This window comes from Marinilactibacillus piezotolerans, from assembly GCF_900169305.1.
Classification (GTDB): Bacteria; Bacillota; Bacilli; order Lactobacillales; family Carnobacteriaceae_A; genus Marinilactibacillus; species Marinilactibacillus piezotolerans_A.
In genome coordinates this window covers 1,067,297-1,087,712 of the sequence record NZ_FWDP01000004.1, presented here as the reverse complement: position 1 = coordinate 1,087,712, position 20,416 = coordinate 1,067,297, and the positions used below count along the sequence as shown (strand labels likewise).

Here is a 20,416-nt window from a genome sequence, read left to right as displayed (position 1 = left end):
AAATTTGTCTTACTCGGATTGTTAAAAAAAACTAAAAAGCAAAGGGAAGTTTGCTTTTTTTAAGCTTTAAAAGGTACTTTCATTTATATGGTACTTTTTAATCTCAAACTAGTCGAAATCGACCAGTTTAAAAGCCCTCGTCCTAATTGGATGAGGGCTTTCTTCTTTGTTAATAGCTTCTAAATGTTATTACTCCGTTTTCATCGACGTTTTCTATAACTTGAGTATGGTTAAAATGTTTAGAATTTTCTGGAATATAATTATTGACAAAATCTTGATGAATATTTCCCTTCATATCTTTATATTCAAGGACGATGTTAAAGGGTTCATTTTCAGTAGATTCTGAAAATACTATATCTTTTGAGCTGTCTGGTGGAATCTCACTAACAGAACCAAACTCTTTTTCGTAAATGATTTGATCATCAGCATCAGTACTCTTGGTTAGGTAAACATTAATATTTTTCACTGTACTGCTTGAAGTGTTATCTATTGTAAGTATATTTTCTGGTTTATTAGTTTCTAAATAAATCCATAAACCCAATAAAAGAATAACTATAATAGATATAGGAATAAAAACTCTTTTTAAATTCATACGACCACTCCAACTCATTATACTACCGTCTAATATTATCTGAGCTATTTGTCTTAACTAGTTTAGAGTTCACAACTCTATATAGTTTTCCCTGATTGATTTTTGTAAAGACAGCATTTCTAGCTTCTAAATAAGTAGGTTTTCGTTTGTGTTTCTTCTTAACTTGAGAAACTAGAGTTTTCCCAGTTTGCCGGCCCACTTCATTATTTCTATAGTCCATTGTGGTAGCTACACCACTATGTCCATATTCGTGGGCGTCTGCCCATTTTTTTGCACCATTATAGCCAATTTGCACATACATTAAAACGTTCCAATAAGCATGTTTAAAAGCATTACCATTATTTTTATCGTTACCTCCATTTTTGAAGTACGTTATAGATAATTGATTTGCAGATTTAGATGCAGCGTATACGTGCAAAGCTTGAGATGGACTTGTTTTAACCAATGCCTTTTCTTTAGAGTTGAGTTTTTTATATGCTTCGGGCAATATACTTGAAGAGCTGGCCATAAGAGAGTAATTTATCTCTGAGTTATTGAACGGTTTAGCTTTATTTGCAATCTCATTCAATATCAAGACAGCTAAGTCATCTTTCTCATGCTCACTCAAGATTTCATCTCCGTATCTTTCATCGAAAATCTCTTGAGCTTCGGCGAAGTCATTATAACTTAATTCATCTAATGCATCATCACTAAGTTCTTCCGCTTGAACTGACACCCCATCTAAGATGAGTAAACATGCTGATGTTAGTATGAAATCCTGGACACGTTTTGATAGAATATAAACTATCGAAAAGGAGTGTCTATCGATGTCAAATCGAAGAACCTATGATGTCGACTATAAGAAAACACTAGTCAGTTTGTACGAAAATGGTCATTCAGTAAAGAATTTAAGTGAGGAACATGGCATAGCAGAACAAACCATTTATCGGTGGATCAAAAAATATTCCACGGATGAAAAAACCGGGTATTCTGAAGCAGATATCGAAAAAATCAAAGCAGAGAATGCCCGTCTTAAGACAGACAATGATATCCTAAAAAAGGTCTTAGCCATGTTCACTCAAAAATAGACCGCGATGACTTTATTTTCGAACTCAACGCAATTAAAGACGACATCAATTTAAAGCGAACACTGGAATTGTTTGCGATTCCACGCTCAAGTTTTTATGAACGTATTAATCGCGAGGAATCGCATAGAGATCGTGAAAATCGGCGTATCCTCAAAAAAAATTGAACGCATATGGGAATCAAGTGGGCGTGTGTATGGTGCCCCGAAAATTTATGCAATCTTGGTTACTCAAGAAAACGAAGACTGCAGTCTCAAACGTGTTCAAAAACTGATGCATAAACAGGGCATTCGTTCCATTACACAAAAGAAATGGCGGCCACATAGGTCCGCTGATCCTGTGTCAGACGATCGGGTAAACTTATTACATCAAGATTTTTCTACCACTGGATTGAACCAAATATGGGTAACGGATATAACCTACATTTGGACAGGGAAAGATGAATGGAGTTACCTCTCCACGATCCTTGATTTATATTCACGGAAAGCCATTTGGTCATTTAGCCGACAGATGACTGTGGATCTGGTCTTAGATACTTTAACCAAGGCAACCCAACGATACGGTGCGGCCGAAGGCCTCATTCTCCATTCTGATCTTGGTTCACAGTACACAAGCGAAGCGTATGAATCTGCGTTGGAAAAACAAGGGATTCGTCATAGTTTCAGTCGGAAAGGGAGTCCTCACGATAATGCCGTAATCGAATCCTTTCATTCTATCGTAAAAAAGGAAGAAGTTTATCAAAAAAAATTATCCTGATTTCGATACGGCTTATAGAGAATTATTTCAATACATTGAAGCCTTCTACAATCGGAAGAGAATCCACTCGGCACTTGGGAACCGAACGCCCCTGGCCATTGAGCAAGCATACTTAGATCAAGCAGTCATTTAAGTTAGACGGAACCACAGGACGGTTAAATAGAAAGACTTTAGCTATCCTCATGGTTTCGGTAAATGTTCTAAAAAGCGTCAGCGGTTAGAACGTTTACCGAAACCTTGAGGCCTCAAAACGGGTCCATGTTTCATTAAGAAATTCTCTTAAAGCGTGTCCAAGATATTGACGTAATACCAAATCCTGATTCATTGATGATAGCCGTTTTAGTTTCTGACAGATTCCCATTTCGGGAATGTGCTATCATTTCAAACCTTTTATCTTCTAAATCAACATGATTAGATACTGCCTTACTTGAATTGGAGTAGCCTAGTATTTCCGCTACATCCTTTCCTACAAACCACGGCTCATTTTCTTTTTCTATCATTCTTACCATTCGACTTTCAAATAAGTATGTTTTTAAATTCATTTTATTCCTCATTCCGCTTGTGCTTGCGTAACGTGTACTTGTTAGGTAAAAAAATATCTCTAATACTTTTATTATAATGATCGGCTATCAAAAACATTTCTTCACTTTTAAATTGATTATCTCCTTTCTCTTTTAGTCTATAGGCATTTTCACTAATATCTAGTAACTTAGATAAGTCTTTCTGTGTTTCTCCATGTTCTTTTCTTTCTCGAATTAAATGCCATTGCATCCATTTACATCCTGTCTACATTCACATAGTACACGATACGCATATAATCGTCAACACAAAAGTTTGCATTATGTGTATTATTTGTTGATTTCCATTTTTTTAGTGTGTACAATGAATAGTATAAACAGGAAGGAGGTAAAAATTTTATGGATAAATTAAATAACTTTATCGGAAATAAAATAAGACATTATCGAAAAATGAAGAAAATGACTCAAGAAGAATTAGGTAACTTAATCGGAACAAAAAAAGCAACTATTTCTAATTATGAGACCGGATATCGTTCCCCGAATCAAGATGTCTTATTCGATTTGGCAGAAGCTCTAGACGTAAGTATTAACGATCTATTTCCACCAACTGAAGCGAAAAACATGATACCCGTAACTGGCTTCGAGCGCATCCCTGTCTTAGGTAAAATCGCATGTGGTGATCCCATCACTGCAATAGAAAATATATCTGAGTATCGTGAAGTCCCTAAAGACTATTTAGATTATCATGGTGAATTATTCTTCTTAGAAGCAACTGGTGATAGTATGGAGCCTAAGATTCCTAATGGATCCTATGTACTATGCCGTAAACAAGAAGATGTAGAAAGTGGAGAAATTGCTGCGGTGTTGGTTAATGGTGATGAAGAAACAACATTAAAGAAAGTAATTAAGCAAGGAAAAACTATTCTATTACAACCGCTAAACGAAGATTACGCCCCTTACATAGTGACGGAAGAGAATCCCGCCAAGATTGTAGGGAAAGCTTTAAGAGTAGATGTAGAATTATAATTTACATGAAGGAGAATGTTCAGTGAACTCAACAATAGAAACAACACTATTGAATAACATAAAAACTGTGCTTTCTGATTTCCCTGAATATTGGGATGAAGAAACATTGTTAAAAAATAGAGTTATCGAAGATCTTAGAAACTACGATGAAAAAGTTATTACTGCTTTACTATCTAACGATAAAATTAAAGAGGCCTATGCCCTTTCAGTTGGTGACATGACCATTTTTAAAGTAGAAGAGTTTATCGAAATGCTGCGATATAAAACCTATTGGGAAAATAGTTATACAAAATACCGAAATGAAATTGGATTAACCAGCGATGGTAAATACCTAAATTACAATACAGATGTGGTCCTAGACTTCCCTTTTAAAGATTGTGTGTTAGAAGGCGGTATGTCTAATGAAGATGAGGATAAAAAAGAAGTCTATTATCATAATGTGATTGCAAAAGAAGAAATTGATACCCTATTCTCCCCTAAAGTTTTAACAAACATGAATAAGTATGATAAAGATGGTGAACGTGAGGTTACAGAATTTAATGATAATGATAATTTGATCATTAAAGGTAATAATCTCTTAGCTCTACATACCCTGAAAGAACGTTATGCTGGTAAAGTAAAATTGATTTATATTGATCCGCCTTATAACACCAATAATGATGGTTTCAATTACAACGACAGTTTTAACCACTCCACATGGCTGACATTTATGAAGAACCGTTTGGAAATAGCAAAAGAATTACTGGCAGAGAGTGGGAGTATTTGGATTAATATTGACAGTAATGAAAGTCACTATTTAAATGTAATATTAGATTCAATTTTTAATAGAAATAATTTTATTGCTGATATAGTTTGGAATCATACTAAACAAAGTAAAAATGATGAACGTTTCTTTTCAAGACATTATAATCACCTAATTGTATATTCAAAAAACAAAGATTTATTAGATAATTTTGAAGCGCCGCGAACAAAAAAAGATAACATAAATTATAAGAATCCAGATAATGACCCAAAAGGCTTGTGGAGATCTGGTGACGTTAGAAGCCCTAATTTACGTGAAACTTTGAAGTATAACATTATCGCTCCCGACAACTCCATTATCAGCCCGCCTGATAATGGTTGGAGATGGTCTGAAAAAACAGTAAAAGAAAAAATATCTACTGGGGAAATAATTTTTAAAGCTGATAATTCTGGCATTATTAGAAAAATTTATCTATCAGATCAATCCGGAAGAACTCCTGAGAACATTTGGTTGAATTCTGGAACTACTAGAGAGGCTAATAAAGAGTTAAAGGGTTTATTTGGTAAAGCAGTATTTTCTACTCCAAAGCCAGAAGGTCTCTTAAAAACTGTTATAGAATTAGCTACCAATGAAAACGACCTATTATTAGATTTCTTTATGGGTTCCGCAACCACTCAGGCAGTCGCAATGAAGATGAATCGCAAATTCATAGGAATTGAACAAATGGATTATATAAATACTGTTTCAGTCCATCGTCTTCAAAAAGTAATCGAGGGTGAACAAGGCGGTATATCTAAAGAGGTAGACTGGCGAGGCGGTGGTAGTTTCGTCTATGCTGAATTGGATAGTCTAAATCAACATTATATCGATAAATTGAATGAAATTGCATCAGAAGAACAGTTAGAAACCATATTGGAAGAAATGATGTCATCTGCCTACTTAAACTTCAAAGTTGAACTTAACAAAGTAACTGTTGAAGATGATCATTTCTCTACCCTATCCATAGACGAAAAGAAAAAAGTATTGATTGATGTCTTAGATATGAACCAATTGTATCTAAATTATTCTGAAATTGATGATACTCAATATGATATTTCTGAAGAAGTTAAACAGTTTAATCACTCTTTCTATGGTCAAGGAGGCGAATAAATTGGCTGAGGAACTATTACACAAAAAAATAGCTGATTCATTCAACCTCTTTCAGAATCCACCGGAAATACCAAGCTATATTACGGATAACTTGAGTCATGACTTAAGACCTTATCAGCAAGAAGCCTTGGAACATTTTGTTTTTGCTCAAGAATCGGATAATGCCGATATGAGTTTTAATCATTTATTATTCCATATGGCTACTGGATCAGGCAAGACTTTGGTGCTTGCTGCAACTATGCTTTATTTATTCAAGCAGCACAATCACCAAAACTTTATCTTCTTTGTTAATACAGATGCTATTATCAGAAAAACATTTGATAATTTAACAAACTTGTCCTCATCTAAATATCTATTTACAAAAGATGGGATCACTATAGATGGAGAAAAGATTAATATTCAAATTGTTGAGGTCTTCCCGTCACTGCCAGACAAAAATACGATATATCTTAAGCTTACGACTATACAGAAATTACACATGGATCTAACTGAACCTAGAGAAAATTCATTAACATTTGATTCATTAGAAGAGGATAAAGTTGTTTTGCTTGCTGATGAGGCTCATCATATCAACGCTTTAACTAAACGTGATGAACGGAAACTAAACACTAAAGAAGCAGAAGAAAAAACTTGGGAAAATACTGTAAGTAAACTATTAGCGTTGAATCCAGAAAATAGACTCCTGGAATTCACTGCTACTATCGATTTAAACAAAGATGCTCTTTTCGATAAATACCGTGATAAGATCGTATACCAATATGACTTAAAACATTTTATGAATGATGGCTATTCTAAAAACGTAATGCTCCTTCGAGCTGATGAAGATGACGATAATAAAATGTTTCACGCTATCTTACTCAGCCAATACCGTAAATATATAGCTCATGATAACAATGTATCGATAAAGCCCGTTATTTTATTTAAATCAAATAAAATTGCTACATCTGTAAAAGCTAACGAAACATTGCTGAATATGATACAATCACTAACCCTTGATAAACTAACAGATACAATCGAACATGGATATGCACTTTACCAATATAACCAAGGTATCTGGGGGAAAATGTTCCATTATTATAAGACAAAAGATTTGAGTCACGTTCTCCAAGATCTCAAATGGGACTTTACTGATGCAACGACTATCAATGCAAATAGTAAAGAATTTCTGTCTGAAGACAATGCACTCATGCTTAATAGTCTGGAAGAACCAAATAATCCAATTAGAACAATTTTTGCTGTAGCCAAGTTGAATGAAGGCTGGGATGTATTGAACCTTTTTGATATTGTTCGAGTGAGTGAAGGTGCATCTACTACAAAAACAACTACAGATAGTGAAGCTCAGCTTATTGGCCGTGGAGCCCGTTACTTCCCTTTTGAACATCAAGGTGAACAATCGTATAAACGACGTTTCGATGCCATTGGATCCGATCTGAAGGCTATAGAGTCCCTGCACTACCATACAATTAATAAGAACTCTTATATCAAGAATCTCAATAAGTCACTTGAAGCTGCTAACATTCAAGTTAAAGAAGATAGTTATGAACGACTAGAAGCTAAAATAAAGCCTAGCTTCAGAAAGCATCCAATCTTTAAGAACGGCAAGATTTATATTAATAAACTTGTTGAAACAACTCCGGATGACTTTGATACGTTGGAGAAATATAACGCTTATGATTTGTATGACATAAGTTTTCAACCTGCTATTGAACAACAATTTGGAAAAAATGTAAAATCTAAAGTTAATTTCGATACACATCTTCTGTCCTGGAAAATAGATTCAGTATATAAACAAAAAGCAATTCAACGTAATACGTTCTTTAGGTTTGAGAACTTCAAGAATTATATTCCTGCTTTATCCAGCATGCAAGACTTTTTAAATAGTCCTGATTTTTTAGGTAACGCAACATTAAACATATCTGCACCAGTTTCAATGAATCTTGAAGATCTAAACCCAAAAGAAAAACTCAAGATGGTTGATCAGTTCTTTGAGTATCTCGAGAAAAAAATACGTCTGAATTATTCTAAAGAACGTGGTACGCCTGTCTTTGAGGGAGTAGCATTCTCTGAGCTTATCAATAACTATTATGTAGAGATGAACAAAGTGAATGCAAACGTATCAGACATGACAGAAGTCAAACAGCCTCGATCCATGAGACACTTTGATTGGTTTATATATGATAAAGCTATAGTGAATAACCTTGAAGATTCCTTTATCGATTTTATCAATGATTATATCGAGGAATTGAAAAAGAAATATAAAGAAGTCTATCTGATTAGAAACGAACGTAAGATAAAAATAGTAGAAATTGACGGTGTACGAGGATTCATGCCCGACTTCCTGCTCTACTTACAAGACGAAAACTACACCTACCAGGTCTTCCTGGAACCTAAAGGTGATCATTTAAGATTGACTGATAAATGGAAAGAAGACTTCCTGACTTCTCTATTAGAACGGGATGATATTGAGATCCTATCGGAAAATGATGATGTCCGTCTGTTAGGACTTAAATTTTACTCTGATACTTCACAGTACAAAAATGAGTTCAGAGAAGACTTTGAGAATTATATTGTAAAATAAATAAAAAACACACCTACCCTCCCGCCAAGAAGATTAGGTGTGTTAGTGAAAAGAAGCCTACAGCGTAGGTCTCTTTTGTGTACCTATTATAACATATGTGAGGTGAATGAAAATGGCTGAAATACAGAAATACAAAAAGAAAAATGGTGAAACAGCTTTTAAGTTTACAGTCTATACTGGTGTACACCCTTTGACTGGAAAGAAATCCAAGACTACTAGACAAGGCTTTAAAACGAAACGGGAAGCCAATATAGTCTTAAAACGAATTCAAGCACAAGTCGCTAATAAAACATACTATGAAGTGAAAGATAAAAAAGAAATGACTTTCGAAGATGTATATGAGTCATGGAGAGATTCATACAAAAATACTGTTGCTGAGTCGACGCTATTAAAGAATGATGGTATGTTTAACAATAGAATTCTTCCAGAATTCGGGTCTTATCTAATTAGCAAAATAGACGCTAACATGATCCAGAAGCAGGTGAACGAATGGAGCGCCTTTTCCAATGCCAGCAAATGGCTGGATGAAATGAGTCGGGTCTTCCATCATGCTAGGAAACAACAAATTATTCTCTCTAATCCCTGTGAACTTGTTTCTAAACCTAGAAAACCTAAAAAAGCAGCAACTAAAACTTTTTATGAAACAGAAGAATTAAAGCAATTTATGGATGTCCTCGACGATTCTGATAACTTACAAGCTAAAGCTTTGCTTAGATTGCTTGCTTTTACTGGATTAAGAAAAGGAGAAGCTTTAGCGTTAACTTGGGAAGACGTTGACCCTGTTAATTACATGATTAGAGTAGATAAAGCTATCAGCAGACGTACAGTTGCTGGATCAAATAATAAAACAGAGCTCTATTTGAAAGAACCTAAAAACTATACGAGTAAGCGAATGACTACTATAGATAATAAGGACACTCGAACTATTACTAGAATGGAGAGAACACAATCCTTATAAGTGGGTATTCGTCAGTGAGTACGGAAAATGGCTCTCACCTTCCAAACCTCGCAAATGGTTAAGAAGTACAGCTGAAAAAGCTGGTCTTGATCCTATACCCGTTCATAAATTAAGGCATACACATGCCACTCTTCTTTATGAAGCTGGTGCTTCAATGGAAGAGATTCAACGACGCTTAGGACACTTCGATATCTCTACTACACAAAACACCTATACCCACCTTACAAAAGCTCAGAGAGACGATTTTGCTGAACGTTTTTCCAATCATATTGATTTTTAATTTCTTGCTCCCCTTTTTACTCCCCCTCATATATTTAAATAACGTCTCACCACAAAAAAGAAAAGCCTGTAAATGCTATATTTTCGGCGTTTACAGGCTTGTTTCTTCTTATAACTTTTTCTTTATGGAGTTGAGGGGAGTCGAACCCCTGTCCAGACACATTGGCACTTAAGCCTCTACGTTCATAGTTATACGATTAAGAGTTCGCTCTGCACTAGCCGTATAACAGGCATCATGCGTCGCTAGTCTGGTAATCTCTTCCAAAGCTTACAGACGGAAAGCTTTGGCGTATCCCACTTAATTATAGGACCCAAACGTGACACGTGGGCGATGCCAGTTCGGATCACGCTAATTAGCTGTTATTACGCAGCTAAAGCGTAAGTGTTATTATTGTTTTTAGCAGTTATATTTAACTGTGACGTTGGTACGCAGCCGCCGCCTGCGGAACGCAACTCAAGCTCAATCTATGCCTGTCGAATCCGTAACAACCCCGATATAGATAAAACTAAGTTGGAAATCATAGAATAACTCTATCATTTCTATTAAATAGTATAGCACACTTTATCAAAAAATGAAAGTCTGTTCGCTTATTTAAGCTGAGAATAATGCAGGAATCTATTAAGGTTGTTATAATAGAAGCGAACGACAGAAAGGGGAAAAAGATGGATCCTCAGATCAAGCAATTAAAAGCATATATAGATGAAGCGAAAATTATCGTGTTTTTTGGCGGTGCAGGTGTGTCAACTGAAAGCGGACTGCCTGATTACCGTTCTAGAGAAGGACGATATACAAAATTAGAGAAACAACAGCTTGATCCTAAAAAAGTGATGAACATAAAGTATATTATGGAACATCCTGAAGCCTTTTTTAATCGACCTAAACCGGAGCAAAAACCTCCTGAGCCCAATGCAGCACATCAAGTACTGGCTGCAATGGAACAGAACGGAAAAGATATTCGCGTAATTACTCAGAATGTCGATGGGCTGCATCAGAAAGCTGGACATCGCTCTGTTCAGGAGCTGCACGGGCATAATCGTACTTGGTACTGTATGAAGTGTCTTCGTGAATACCTGCCAGAAGAAGTTCAAAGAGATGAGCAGAATGTTCCAAGATGCCCGATCGACAATGGTATCGTCCGTCCGTCTGTTGTCTATTTCCGGGAAAATCCAGATAGAAAAGTAATGGACAGAAGTAAAAAAGCGATTCAAGCAGCAGATCTGCTGATTATTGCCGGCACGTCTCTAACCGTTAATCCGGCAAAAAACCTTATTTATCATTTTAATGGCAAAAGGGTTGTTGTGATCAACCAAGAGGCGATCGATACGAAAGCATTAGAAGTAGACCTCTTCATTAAAGGGAAAGTAGGAGAGACCTTAAGCAAGCTTTAAAAAAGAAAACCACATTTTGCTGGCTCAGAACATTGTCTGAATCATCAAAGTGTGGTTTTTTTATGGTTTAACTAAAGGATTTGAGCCGTCGTCTGCATCATACTGATAGTGTTCATACATTTGAACCAATAGCATTGGATCTGAACTGACTTTCTGCAACAAATCAGCTGCCGCTTCCATAGATCGTTCTTTTTTTGCCGCTTTTGTCTCATCTGCTTTAGTACAGACTGTTAAATCATCCAGCACTGTATGGAATTCTTTTAAAAAGATTTTGAACCCTTCGCTATCGTTCAACATGACGGACTTAACAGATTGACTCTTTTCATGCAGATAAGTAAGATATTCTCTTTCAGTCATTCCCAACGTCTTTGCGAATGCAATTGCTTCTTGATATTGTGGACTTTCTTTCATTTACTCACTCCTAAAAGAATTACACTGAATTCCTGTTGAATATATTTAACGTATTTCCCTTTTCAGAACATAAGATACTATAATAATAAAGTGAGTTTACTCACTTGTAAATGTCAAGTAGAATAAATGAAAGAACTATAAGAAATAACATTCATAATTTGGACAAGAGTTCCCAAACAGAAGAGTGATATTAAAAAATTATAAATCTCTAATTGTATATTTAAGAGAATATTCTCAACAAATTGCATAAATTACCACCTGAAAAGTCATAATCATCATGTTTGATATTATTTTTTTATAACATTCATTTTTATTAGCTAACCATACCAGGTAAAGTAATTTATCGTTCACAAAATAGACACAAAATAGTGCAATCGATTCCAAATCGCTTAGAATTAAAAACGAATATTATAAAGGACGAAGTATGAGAAATAAATATTATATTTACTGACAATTTACATTGACTTTTTCATTTAATACATATAAAATTTGAAAAACATTAGAAAAAGATGGTTAATTGCTGAAAATATTCAGAACATTCAACAAAATGAAGGAGCGAGTGAAGAATGGGATACGAAAATTGGGAAAAAGCGCTAGTAGAGAATGTTGAAACCACTATTTCATGGAGAAGACATTTACATGAGCATCCAGAACCTTCATTTGAAGAATGGAATACAAGAGCTTTTATTGCAGAGAAATTAAAATCATTTGGTTATGAAGAAATCGAAGAAGGTGTAGGCGGCGGAGGAATCGTTGCTTACTTAAGAGGATCAAAGCCGGGTCCAGTGATTGGATTTCGTGCTGACTTTGATGCCTTAAGGATTCATGAAGAAACAGGATTGCCTTTTGCTTCTAAAAATCCCGGTGTCATGCATGCTTGCGGACATGACGGACATACAGCTGGATTACTAAGTGTTGCAAAAGTAATGAAACAGTATGAAGCTGAACTGTCAGGAACAGTGAAATTTATTTTCCAGCACGCAGAAGAAGTGCTTCCAGGCGGCGGAAAGTCAATGGTCGATGCAGGCGTATTAGAGGATGTAGATTATATTTACGGACTGCATTTAAGATCCCCTTTGGAATATGGGAAAGTTACTTACTGTTCAGGGTATGCAATGGCAGCACCAGACTTTTTTGAAATCAAGATTCAGGGAAAAGGCGGACATGCTGCTTATCCGCATGCAACTGTTGACTCTGTCGTAGTGGCTTCCTATGTCGTGAACCAACTGCAGTCGATCATCAGCCGGCAGAAAGATCCTAAGAAGTCAGGAGTGTTGACTTTTTCAACATTCAAAGCGGGCGATGGTGCAAACAACGTTATTGCGGACACAGCTTTACTAAAAGGGACGGTTCGAACATTTGCGCCTGAAGTGAGAGATTTAATAGAAGAAAAAATTTCTACGATGACTAAGCAAATCTGTGAAGCGCACGATGCAACTTGCGAAGTTCAATACACGAGAGGATATCCTGCTCTCTATAATCATGAAGCTGAAACAGCTTTGATTGCTGACTTGTTTACTGAGACGTTTGGTGAAGAGACGGTAGAAGAAACACCCCTTCGTATGGGTGGAGAAGATTTCGCATACTTCCTGCAAGAAAAACCGGGATCTTTCTTCTTTGTAAATTCCGGAAACGCAGAAAAAGGGATCGTATATCCTCATCATCATCCTAAATTTGATTTCGATGAACGAGCTTTGCTGCTTGGAGGAAAATGTTTCTTATCGATTATTGATCATTATTTAACGGAAAAAGAAACCAGCAAAGCAGAAGCTTCCGTGACCGTCGGATAGACAGCTAACGGACACAGACTTCACAGCGATAAACAAAATAAGGGAGAAAGAAGGAGAAGGATCATGGCATACCAATCATGGGCAGAAGAACTAAAACAGAATTTTGATGAAACCGTCAGCTGGAGAAGATATTTACATGAGCATCCAGAACCTTCCTTTGAAGAAAAAGAAACGGCAAAATTCATTGAAGAAAAATTAAAATCTTTTGGAGTCGATGAGATTCGAACGAATGTCGGAAATGGTTACGGAATTGTTGGAACGATCAAAGGTGGGCAACCTGGACCGACAGTCGCCTTAAGAGCAGACTTTGATGCGTTAAGAGTCAAAGAAGCAGCGGATGTTCCGTTTAAATCTAAAAACGAAGGGATTATGCACGCTTGCGGACATGATGGACATACCGCATCGCTGTTGAGTGCCGCTAAGATTCTCGCACAGCATAAAGATGAGCTGAAAGGGAATGTTGTATTGCTGCATCAGCATGCTGAAGAATTATTGCCTGGCGGAGCCAAGTCAATGGTAGAAGAGGGTGCGCTGGATGGTGTTGATTATGTCTTTGGGATTCACTTAGGAGCAGAACAGGAACTAGGAAAAGTATTATACAACTATAGTTTTGGCTCGGCAAATTCGGATACATTTACGATGAAGGTCCAAGGGAAAGGCGGACATGGTGCGGCACCGCATGACACTCATGATGCTTTGACAATTGGAGCACAGATCATAGCGGGCTTGCAGCAGGTGGTCAGTCGATTGACAGATCCTGTCAAGCCGGCCGTATTGACTTTCGCAGGCTTCAATGCCGGCGGAGAAGCCTATAATATTATTGCCGATTCAGCAGAAATCAATGGAACCGTTCGAACGATGCATGGAGATATTCAGGATATGATCGAAAGTAAACTGAAGTCCGTCAGCAGCGGTATTGCAGAAGCATTTGACGCCACGCTGGATATTGATTATGTAAGAGGTTATCCATCAATCCAAAATGATGCCGCAGAAGTGAACAAATTGAAAGAAAAATTCTTAACCGTCTTTGGAGAAGATGAGATTGAGGAAGTAGAAGGCGCTATGGGGGGAGAGGATTTTGCGTACTACTTAAAGGAAAAGCCGGGTGCTTTCTTGAGAGTTGGAGCGAAATTTCCAGAAGACGATGCACCTTATCCTCATCATCATCCGCGGTTCGTCATTCATGAACAATCTTTACTAAGATCAGGGGAAGTGTTTTTAGCGATTGTCGATGAATATTTAAACTAGACGGCAGCTGCTAGAGTACACGATCAACGTAAAGTGCAAGAAAAGGGGAGGAAACTATGCAAAAATATATTGCTAAACGGCTGATTACAGCGATACCGGTATTATTTATGATTTCAATTGGAGCATTCTTGATGGTGAACTTGACTCCAGGTAATCCAGCCGAATTATATGTAACACCAGATGCGACAGCTGAACAGATTGCTGCAACTGAAAGAGCGCTGGGATTGGACCAGCCATTGCCGATCCAGTATATCAGCTGGTTGGGCAGAGCTTTGACACTAGACTTCGGGAATTCATTTTCTACTAGATATGCTGTATTGCCGATTGTAGTATCTAGACTGGTTCCGACGGTTATTCTGATGGGATCTACGTTGCTGTTTTCTTATATCGTTGCGATTCCACTTGGAATCATCAGTGCCAGAAAGCAGGGAACATGGATTGATAATCTGTTGACAGGCGGCTCATTCGTCGGTGTGTCGATTCCAAACTTTTTCTTAGGATTAGGACTGATTTATATTTTTGCTGTACAACTCGGCTGGTTCCCGACTGGCGGGATGATCGAATTGGGCAGCAGCGGCGGATTTTTTGAAGTGGTTCATCATTTAGTTTTACCGGTATTTGTCTTATCTGCTTTTTACATTGCTAATATGGCCCGGTACATGCGCTCGACAATGATTCAGGTATATGGAGAAAATTATATGCGAACAGCTACTGCTAAAGGTTTGGCGGAGAAAACGATTTTATCGAAGCATGGATTGCGAAATGCTTTGATCCCGGTTATTACCGTCATTGGGACAGACTTACCCAGACTAGTCGGCGGAGCTATTGTAACAGAACAGATTTTCCAGTGGCCGGGACTTGGACGCTTGACGATTACTGCAATTCAGCAAAGGGACTATCCGATTCTGATGGCCGTAACCATCTTGTCAGCTGTTGTTGTACTGGCTGCGAACCTATTGGTCGATATTATGTACGCAGTAGTTGATCCGCGGATTAAATACAATTAAGAGAAGGGGAGATGAAAATGGCTCAAAATGCAGGGCACAATAAAAACGCAAATGCACTATTTCATCTGGTCAATTCGACAGAACGTGTCAATTTCCCTGGAAGCGCGGCAGAACAAGTCGTCACAGCAGGCGATAGTTATTTCAAAACAATTGCCAAGCGTTTCTTTAAAAATAAAGTGGCCGTTGTCAGTTTAGTAATCTTTATTGCGATGATATTGGTTGCGATATTTGCTGAACAGATTTCGCCGCATCCTAGAGATGCTTCGGTAGGTCAGTTCCAGGCAGCACCGTATGACAACTTTTTCTTGGGAACGGATGATATTGGAAGAGATGTACTGACACGTCTGATTCATGGTACGCAAGTCTCTATGACCGTCGGGTTATTCTCAGTCGCGATCTACGTTGTGATTGGAACCACTTTGGGGTTGGTTTCTGGCTACTTTGGCGGAGTGATTGATGCGATTGTCATGAGAGTGACTGAAGCGTTCATGTCTTTTCCATTCTTTCTCGTCATTTTGACATTGGTTTCTTTACTAGGATCAGGAATCTGGGTCGTAACGATTGTGCTGGGAGTTTTAAGCTGGCCGCCGCTTTGCAGGCTGGTTAGAGGACAAGTCATGACACTGAAAGGACAGGATTTTGTCTTAGCAGCTGAGGCGACAGGGTATTCCACATTCGGTATTCTGTTTGTTCATATCTTGCCGAATGTCATTTCACCGATCTTGGTTAATGCAACTTTCGGAATCGCAACAGCGATCCTTACAGAAGCTTCCTTGAGTTTCTTAGGTGTTGGAGTACAACCGCCAAGACCAAGCTGGGGGAACATCTTATCAGGCGCCCAGTCGATTCGTGTATTGACAGCTGAACCATGGAGATGGGTACCAGCCGGAATTTTGATCTTTGTTGCAGTATTAGCCATCAACTTTATCGGTGAAGGATTAAGAGAAGCCGTTGAAGGGGAGAATAAAGGATAAACGAAGCAAGCCATTAGACGAATAATCAAGCATCTGAGGGTTGGGGAATCATCAGATCGCTAAATTGAACGACTGATAAAAGGGGAGAATTTACATGTCAAATTGGAAAAAGAACGTTAAATTCGGAGCAACAATCTTTGCCTCAACACTTGTATTAGCAGCTTGTGGAGATTCAGCGGTACCAGGTCCTGAGGATACAGCGAGCGGTACAGAAGGAGAAAGCAGCGGGCCGCAAGTTGAAGAAGGAGATACCAGCACATTGATGGTCGGAATGACCAATGCACCAGACAGTTTCAATCCATTTTATGCACCAGGTGTAGCGGGGAAATGGGTTCAGCGGTTTATGTATGACAGCTTGCTGGTTATGCCGGAAGCGGATCAATGGGATAGTGCGTTAGCTTCCAGTTTTGAGACGGAAGACAATCAGACCTTCACGATCGAAATTGATCCGGAAGCCAACTGGACAGATGGGGAACCTGTCACGGCAGATGACGTAGCCTTTACATTAAATGCTATTGCGGATCCAGAAGTTGAAACAACGTTAGGGACGAGTTCAACGTTGATTGAAGGGACAGATGATGCAGGAAAATTAGCAGAAGGTGCAGATTCACTTTCAGGTGTTGAAGTCACTGGAGATAAATCACTGACGATTACAACGAAGCAGCCAGTCGATCCGGCGTTGATGAAAGAATTTATCGGGTTTAACGTATTGATTGCACCGGAACATGTTTTCGGAGAAATCGAACCGTCTGAGATTTCAAATTCAGAAGCAGCAACTCAACCAAGCGTATTCAGCGGACCTTATACCTTTGCAGAATATGATAATGGGAACTATATTCATTTAGAAGCAAACCCTGACTATTACAGAGGTGCTCCGAAAATCAACACGATTTACGGAAAAGTGATGAATGGAACGACACTGGTCACAGAACTTCAAGCTGGTAATCTGCATATGACTGCTGGAGGCGGAATTGGAATGATCCCGACTCAAGATGTTTCTATTCTTGAAGAAACAGAAGGCATCGTTGTTCAGGAAAACCCGAGTTTTAATGGTCAATATATGATCATCAACAATGAGCGTTTCCCTGATCCGGAAGTTCGTAAAGCATTGATCCATGCAATTGATCGTCAGTTGCCTGTGGACAATCTGCTGGAAGGACGTGGAGAAGTACTGGCAAGTATGTATTCTTCAGCAAGTCCATACCAATCAGATGCCGTAGAACCGCTTGAATACGATCCGGAACTGGCTAAACAAATGCTGGAAGATGCTGGATTCGACTTCAGCCAACCGCTTAAATTCGGTGTGCCTACAGGAAATGCTGTCAGAGAACAAAATGGTAACTTGATCCAACAAGCTTTGACAGAGATCGGTGTTCAAGTCGATCAGCAAAACTACGACTTCCCGACTTGGCTGCAGACAGCTCAAGATATGGATTACGATATCGGTCTGATGGGCTTCGGACACACTGTTGACCCGAACGTGTCAAGTTATATCCAAACCGGAGCTTCTTCAAATAATACAGGTACAGCAGACCCAGTCATCGATGATTTACTAGAACAAGGGATTGCAGGAACAAGTTTTGAAGAACGCTTCCCAATTTACGAAGAACTATCACAATACATGCAAGATCAAGGAGTTCTCGCTCCGCTTTACTCAGATTCACAGTTCTCCGTACAAGTGGATTACTTGAATGGCGGAACCAATGAATACTGGGCAGGTTCACTACATGACGTTCATGAATGGACGCTTGAGCCTCAAGAATAAAAGATAGGAAATACTGAAAACTGCAGGGTTGCCCGAGAGGACGTATCAACTGATGCGTCCTGTTGTGGTAAGAGAATAAGGAAAGATAGAGGTGGGGAACATATGGATAATACAAATGTGCTGGAAGTAAAGGATTTGGCCATTTCTTTTAAGACATTCGAAGGGAAAGTCCAGGCTGTTCGAGGCGTCAATTTTGAACTAAAAAAAGGCGAGACATTAGCCATAGTAGGAGAATCCGGTTCAGGGAAATCGGTCTCAACAAAAGCCGTCAACCGTTTATTGCCGAAGAAAAATTCGATTATAGAAAGCGGTCAGATCTTATATGAAGACAAAGACTTACTGACGATCTCAGATAAAGAAATGCAATCGATCCGCGGAAACGATATTGCCATGATCTTCCAAGATCCAATGACCTCTTTGAATCCGACCATGCAAGTGTGGAGACAGATTGCAGAACCGATCATCGCTCATCAGAATGTACCGGCAGAAAAGGCAAAAGACAAAGCAATCGAGTTGATGAAACTTGTCGGCATTAAAAATCCGGAACAGACGCATAAGCATTATCCGCATCAATTTTCCGGCGGGATGAGACAACGGGTTATGATTGCTATTTCGTTAGCTTGCGAACCGAAGATCTTGATTGCTGACGAGCCGACAACGGCTTTAGACGTGACCATTCAAGCACAAATCTTAAATTTGATGAATGACTTGAAACACAAAATGGAAACATCCATTATCTTCATTACCCATGATTTAGGAGTGGTAGCACAGATGGCGGATCGAGTGGCTGTTATGTATGCTGGACAAATTGTAGAGATTGGAACAGCTGATGAAATTTTCTATAATCCAATGCACCCTTATACATGGGGACTGCTGGCATCTATGCCGACGCTGGATATCCACCAGACGGATCTGTACAATATTCCAGGCTCACCACCGAATCTGCTGCATCCGCCAAAAGGAGATGCTTTTGCGCCTAGAAATGATTATGCATTGGCAATTGATTTTGAACAAGAACCTGAAATGTTCAAGGTAACAGATACGCACTATGCAAAAACCTGGTTATTGCATCCAGATGCGCCGGATGTGACACCGCCAGCAGAAGTTATTCGACGAAAAGCGAAATACGAAGCACTATTCACATCAAAAAAGATCAGTAGTCAAGTTGGAGGTGAAGCCATTGGCAGCAGAGGTTAAAGAAAAAAATACGATTGTTGAGATCCATGGATATAAAAAGTATTTTAACGAAGGAAAGAAAAATGAAGTCCAAGCAGTCAAGGATGTCAGCTTCAATATCTATGAAGGTGAGACATTCGGCTTGGTTGGAGAATCCGGCAGTGGTAAATCAACGACTGGACGGTCACTGATCAAACTCGGCGACATTACCGGCGGACAGATTTTATATAAAGGCAAAGATATCTCAAAAATCAGTGGTCGCAAACAGCTGCTGGACTTCCGGAAATCGATGCAGATGATCTTTCAAGATCCCTATGCATCATTGAACCCGAGAATTACCGTCAAAGATATTGTCGGAGGCGCACTAAAGGTTCACGGGCTTTACAAAGACAGCAAAAAGCGGACTGAGAGAGTGTATGAATTGCTGGAAGCCGTTGGACTCAGCAAGGAGTTTGCCAATCGTTATCCCAAAGAGTTTTCAGGTGGACAGTGCCAGCGGGTAGGAATTGCTCGTGCGCTGGCAGTCGAGCCGGACTTTATCATTGCTGATGAAGCGATCTCCGCTTTGGATGTATCGATTCAGGCACAAGTGGTCAACTTGCTGAAAGACTTGAAAAAAGAAAATAATCTGACGTACTTGTTTATTGCCCATGATTTATCGATGGTCAAATATATCAGCGACCGAATTGGTGTAATGAACAGCGGACGGATGCTGGAAGTTGCGGAAGCAGATGAACTGTATCAAGCGCCGCTGCATCCGTACACGGAGTCATTACTTTCAGCAATTCCGACGCCTGATCCTGAAAATGAACGAACACGCGTCAGAACAGAGTATGATCCTGAGTACCACAATTATAAGGATCTGACAAAAGTCGGGTTGCATGAGATCGCACCAGAGCATTTTATCTATTGTCACGAAGATGAAATCGAGTTGTATCAGAAAAAACGCGAAAGATTGATGCGAGAAGGTCAAAAATACGCTTAAATGAACAAC

The 20,416-nt window shown here is 38.7% G+C and carries 21 protein-coding genes and 1 other RNA gene; 16 read left to right on the top strand and 6 right to left on the bottom strand.

Going from position 1 to position 20,416, the window contains the following annotated elements:
- Nucleotides 1–169: 169 nt before the first annotated feature.
- Both B6F02_RS08940 and B6F02_RS08935 read right to left on the bottom strand, forming a co-directional pair.
- Nucleotides 170–592: a hypothetical protein gene (locus B6F02_RS08940; protein ID WP_080147007.1), complete on the bottom strand. Its 423-nt coding sequence runs from the start codon at nt 590–592 to the stop codon at nt 170–172.
- A gap of 22 nt (nt 593–614) precedes the next feature.
- Nucleotides 615–1,307: a DUF6973 domain-containing protein gene (locus B6F02_RS08935; RefSeq protein WP_080147006.1), complete on the bottom strand. Its 693-nt coding sequence runs from the start codon at nt 1,305–1,307 to the stop codon at nt 615–617.
- Between the two features lie 91 nt (nt 1,308–1,398).
- Between B6F02_RS08935 and B6F02_RS08930 the strand changes: the two genes are divergently transcribed.
- The 3 genes from B6F02_RS08930 (at nt 1,399) to B6F02_RS11185 (ending at nt 2,545) form a co-directional block, all read left to right on the top strand.
- The gene (locus tag B6F02_RS08930) at nt 1,399–1,659 is read left to right on the top strand and encodes a transposase (protein ID WP_080145561.1); all 261 of its coding nucleotides are present in this window, start codon (nt 1,399–1,401) and stop codon (nt 1,657–1,659) included.
- Nucleotides 1,660–1,791: 132 nt separating this feature from the next.
- Nucleotides 1,792–2,412, top strand: a complete 621-nt coding sequence (locus tag B6F02_RS08925) for an IS3 family transposase (RefSeq protein WP_179128563.1) — start codon at nt 1,792–1,794, stop codon at nt 2,410–2,412.
- Nucleotides 2,393–2,545 (top strand): IS3 family transposase, encoded by a 153-nt coding sequence (locus B6F02_RS11185; RefSeq protein WP_143745327.1) that lies wholly within the window; start codon nt 2,393–2,395, stop codon nt 2,543–2,545. The genes B6F02_RS08925 and B6F02_RS11185 overlap by 20 nt, the downstream gene beginning before the upstream one ends.
- 133 nt (nt 2,546–2,678) lie before the next feature.
- Here the strand turns inward: B6F02_RS11185 and B6F02_RS08920 are convergent, their stop codons facing one another.
- On the bottom strand, nt 2,679–2,954 hold the full coding sequence (locus B6F02_RS08920) for a BRO-N domain-containing protein (RefSeq protein WP_080147004.1): 276 nt from the start codon (nt 2,952–2,954) through the stop codon (nt 2,679–2,681).
- Nucleotide 2,955: 1 nt separating this feature from the next.
- Nucleotides 2,956–3,183 (bottom strand): helix-turn-helix transcriptional regulator, encoded by a 228-nt coding sequence (locus B6F02_RS08915; RefSeq protein WP_080147003.1) that lies wholly within the window; start codon nt 3,181–3,183, stop codon nt 2,956–2,958.
- 146 nt (nt 3,184–3,329) lie between these two features.
- On the opposite strand from B6F02_RS08915, the gene B6F02_RS08910 reads away from it, so the two are divergent.
- The 5 genes from B6F02_RS08910 to B6F02_RS08890 all read left to right on the top strand — a co-directional run bounded on the left by B6F02_RS08910 (nt 3,330) and on the right by B6F02_RS08890 (nt 9,663).
- Entirely contained in the window at nt 3,330–3,956 is a 627-nt protein-coding gene (locus B6F02_RS08910) for a LexA family protein (protein ID WP_080147002.1), read from the top strand.
- Between the two features lie 22 nt (nt 3,957–3,978).
- Complete coding sequence (locus tag B6F02_RS08905; protein WP_256864677.1) at nt 3,979–5,847, top strand: site-specific DNA-methyltransferase; 1,869 nt, start codon at nt 3,979–3,981, stop codon at nt 5,845–5,847.
- Between the two features lies 1 nt (nt 5,848).
- Nucleotides 5,849–8,425: a DEAD/DEAH box helicase family protein gene (locus B6F02_RS08900; protein WP_143745267.1), complete on the top strand. Its 2,577-nt coding sequence runs from the start codon at nt 5,849–5,851 to the stop codon at nt 8,423–8,425.
- A 112-nt stretch (nt 8,426–8,537) separates the two neighbouring features.
- Nucleotides 8,538–9,383 carry a site-specific integrase gene (locus tag B6F02_RS08895; protein WP_179128562.1) on the top strand — a complete coding sequence of 282 codons (846 nt, stop codon included), beginning with the start codon at nt 8,538–8,540 and terminating at the stop codon, nt 9,381–9,383.
- The gene (locus tag B6F02_RS08890; protein ID WP_080146999.1) at nt 9,331–9,663 is read left to right on the top strand and encodes a tyrosine-type recombinase/integrase; all 333 of its coding nucleotides are present in this window, start codon (nt 9,331–9,333) and stop codon (nt 9,661–9,663) included. The genes B6F02_RS08895 and B6F02_RS08890 overlap by 53 nt, the downstream gene beginning before the upstream one ends.
- Before the next feature lie 122 nt (nt 9,664–9,785).
- Here B6F02_RS08890 and ssrA read toward each other — a convergent pair.
- Nucleotides 9,786–10,155, bottom strand: a transfer-messenger RNA (tmRNA) gene (ssrA, locus tag B6F02_RS08885).
- A gap of 170 nt (nt 10,156–10,325) precedes the next feature.
- Between ssrA and B6F02_RS08880 the strand changes: the two genes are divergently transcribed.
- The gene (locus B6F02_RS08880) at nt 10,326–11,051 is read left to right on the top strand and encodes an NAD-dependent protein deacylase (protein ID WP_080146998.1); all 726 of its coding nucleotides are present in this window, start codon (nt 10,326–10,328) and stop codon (nt 11,049–11,051) included.
- A gap of 60 nt (nt 11,052–11,111) precedes the next feature.
- Here the strand turns inward: B6F02_RS08880 and B6F02_RS08875 are convergent, their stop codons facing one another.
- Nucleotides 11,112–11,462: a hypothetical protein gene (locus tag B6F02_RS08875; protein ID WP_080146997.1), complete on the bottom strand. Its 351-nt coding sequence runs from the start codon at nt 11,460–11,462 to the stop codon at nt 11,112–11,114.
- Between the two features lie 566 nt (nt 11,463–12,028).
- Here B6F02_RS08875 and B6F02_RS08870 point away from each other — a divergent pair.
- The 7 genes from B6F02_RS08870 to B6F02_RS08840 all read left to right on the top strand — a co-directional run bounded on the left by B6F02_RS08870 (nt 12,029) and on the right by B6F02_RS08840 (nt 20,407).
- Entirely contained in the window at nt 12,029–13,252 is a 1,224-nt protein-coding gene (locus B6F02_RS08870; protein ID WP_080146996.1) for a M20 metallopeptidase family protein, read from the top strand.
- Between the two features lie 63 nt (nt 13,253–13,315).
- Complete coding sequence (locus B6F02_RS08865) at nt 13,316–14,500, top strand: amidohydrolase (protein WP_080146995.1); 1,185 nt, start codon at nt 13,316–13,318, stop codon at nt 14,498–14,500.
- A gap of 56 nt (nt 14,501–14,556) precedes the next feature.
- Nucleotides 14,557–15,507, top strand: a complete 951-nt coding sequence (locus B6F02_RS08860; RefSeq protein WP_080146994.1) for an ABC transporter permease — start codon at nt 14,557–14,559, stop codon at nt 15,505–15,507.
- 17 nt (nt 15,508–15,524) lie between these two features.
- Nucleotides 15,525–16,481 (top strand): ABC transporter permease, encoded by a 957-nt coding sequence (locus tag B6F02_RS08855; RefSeq protein ID WP_080146993.1) that lies wholly within the window; start codon nt 15,525–15,527, stop codon nt 16,479–16,481.
- A gap of 94 nt (nt 16,482–16,575) precedes the next feature.
- The gene (locus B6F02_RS08850; protein ID WP_080146992.1) at nt 16,576–18,246 is read left to right on the top strand and encodes an ABC transporter substrate-binding protein; all 1,671 of its coding nucleotides are present in this window, start codon (nt 16,576–16,578) and stop codon (nt 18,244–18,246) included.
- A 102-nt stretch (nt 18,247–18,348) separates the two neighbouring features.
- Complete coding sequence (locus tag B6F02_RS08845; RefSeq protein WP_080146991.1) at nt 18,349–19,443, top strand: ABC transporter ATP-binding protein; 1,095 nt, start codon at nt 18,349–18,351, stop codon at nt 19,441–19,443.
- Nucleotides 19,427–20,407, top strand: coding sequence for an ABC transporter ATP-binding protein (locus tag B6F02_RS08840; RefSeq protein ID WP_080146990.1), 981 nt, complete (start codon nt 19,427–19,429; stop codon nt 20,405–20,407). The genes B6F02_RS08845 and B6F02_RS08840 overlap by 17 nt, the downstream gene beginning before the upstream one ends.
- The last annotated feature ends 9 nt before the right edge of the window (nt 20,408–20,416 follow it).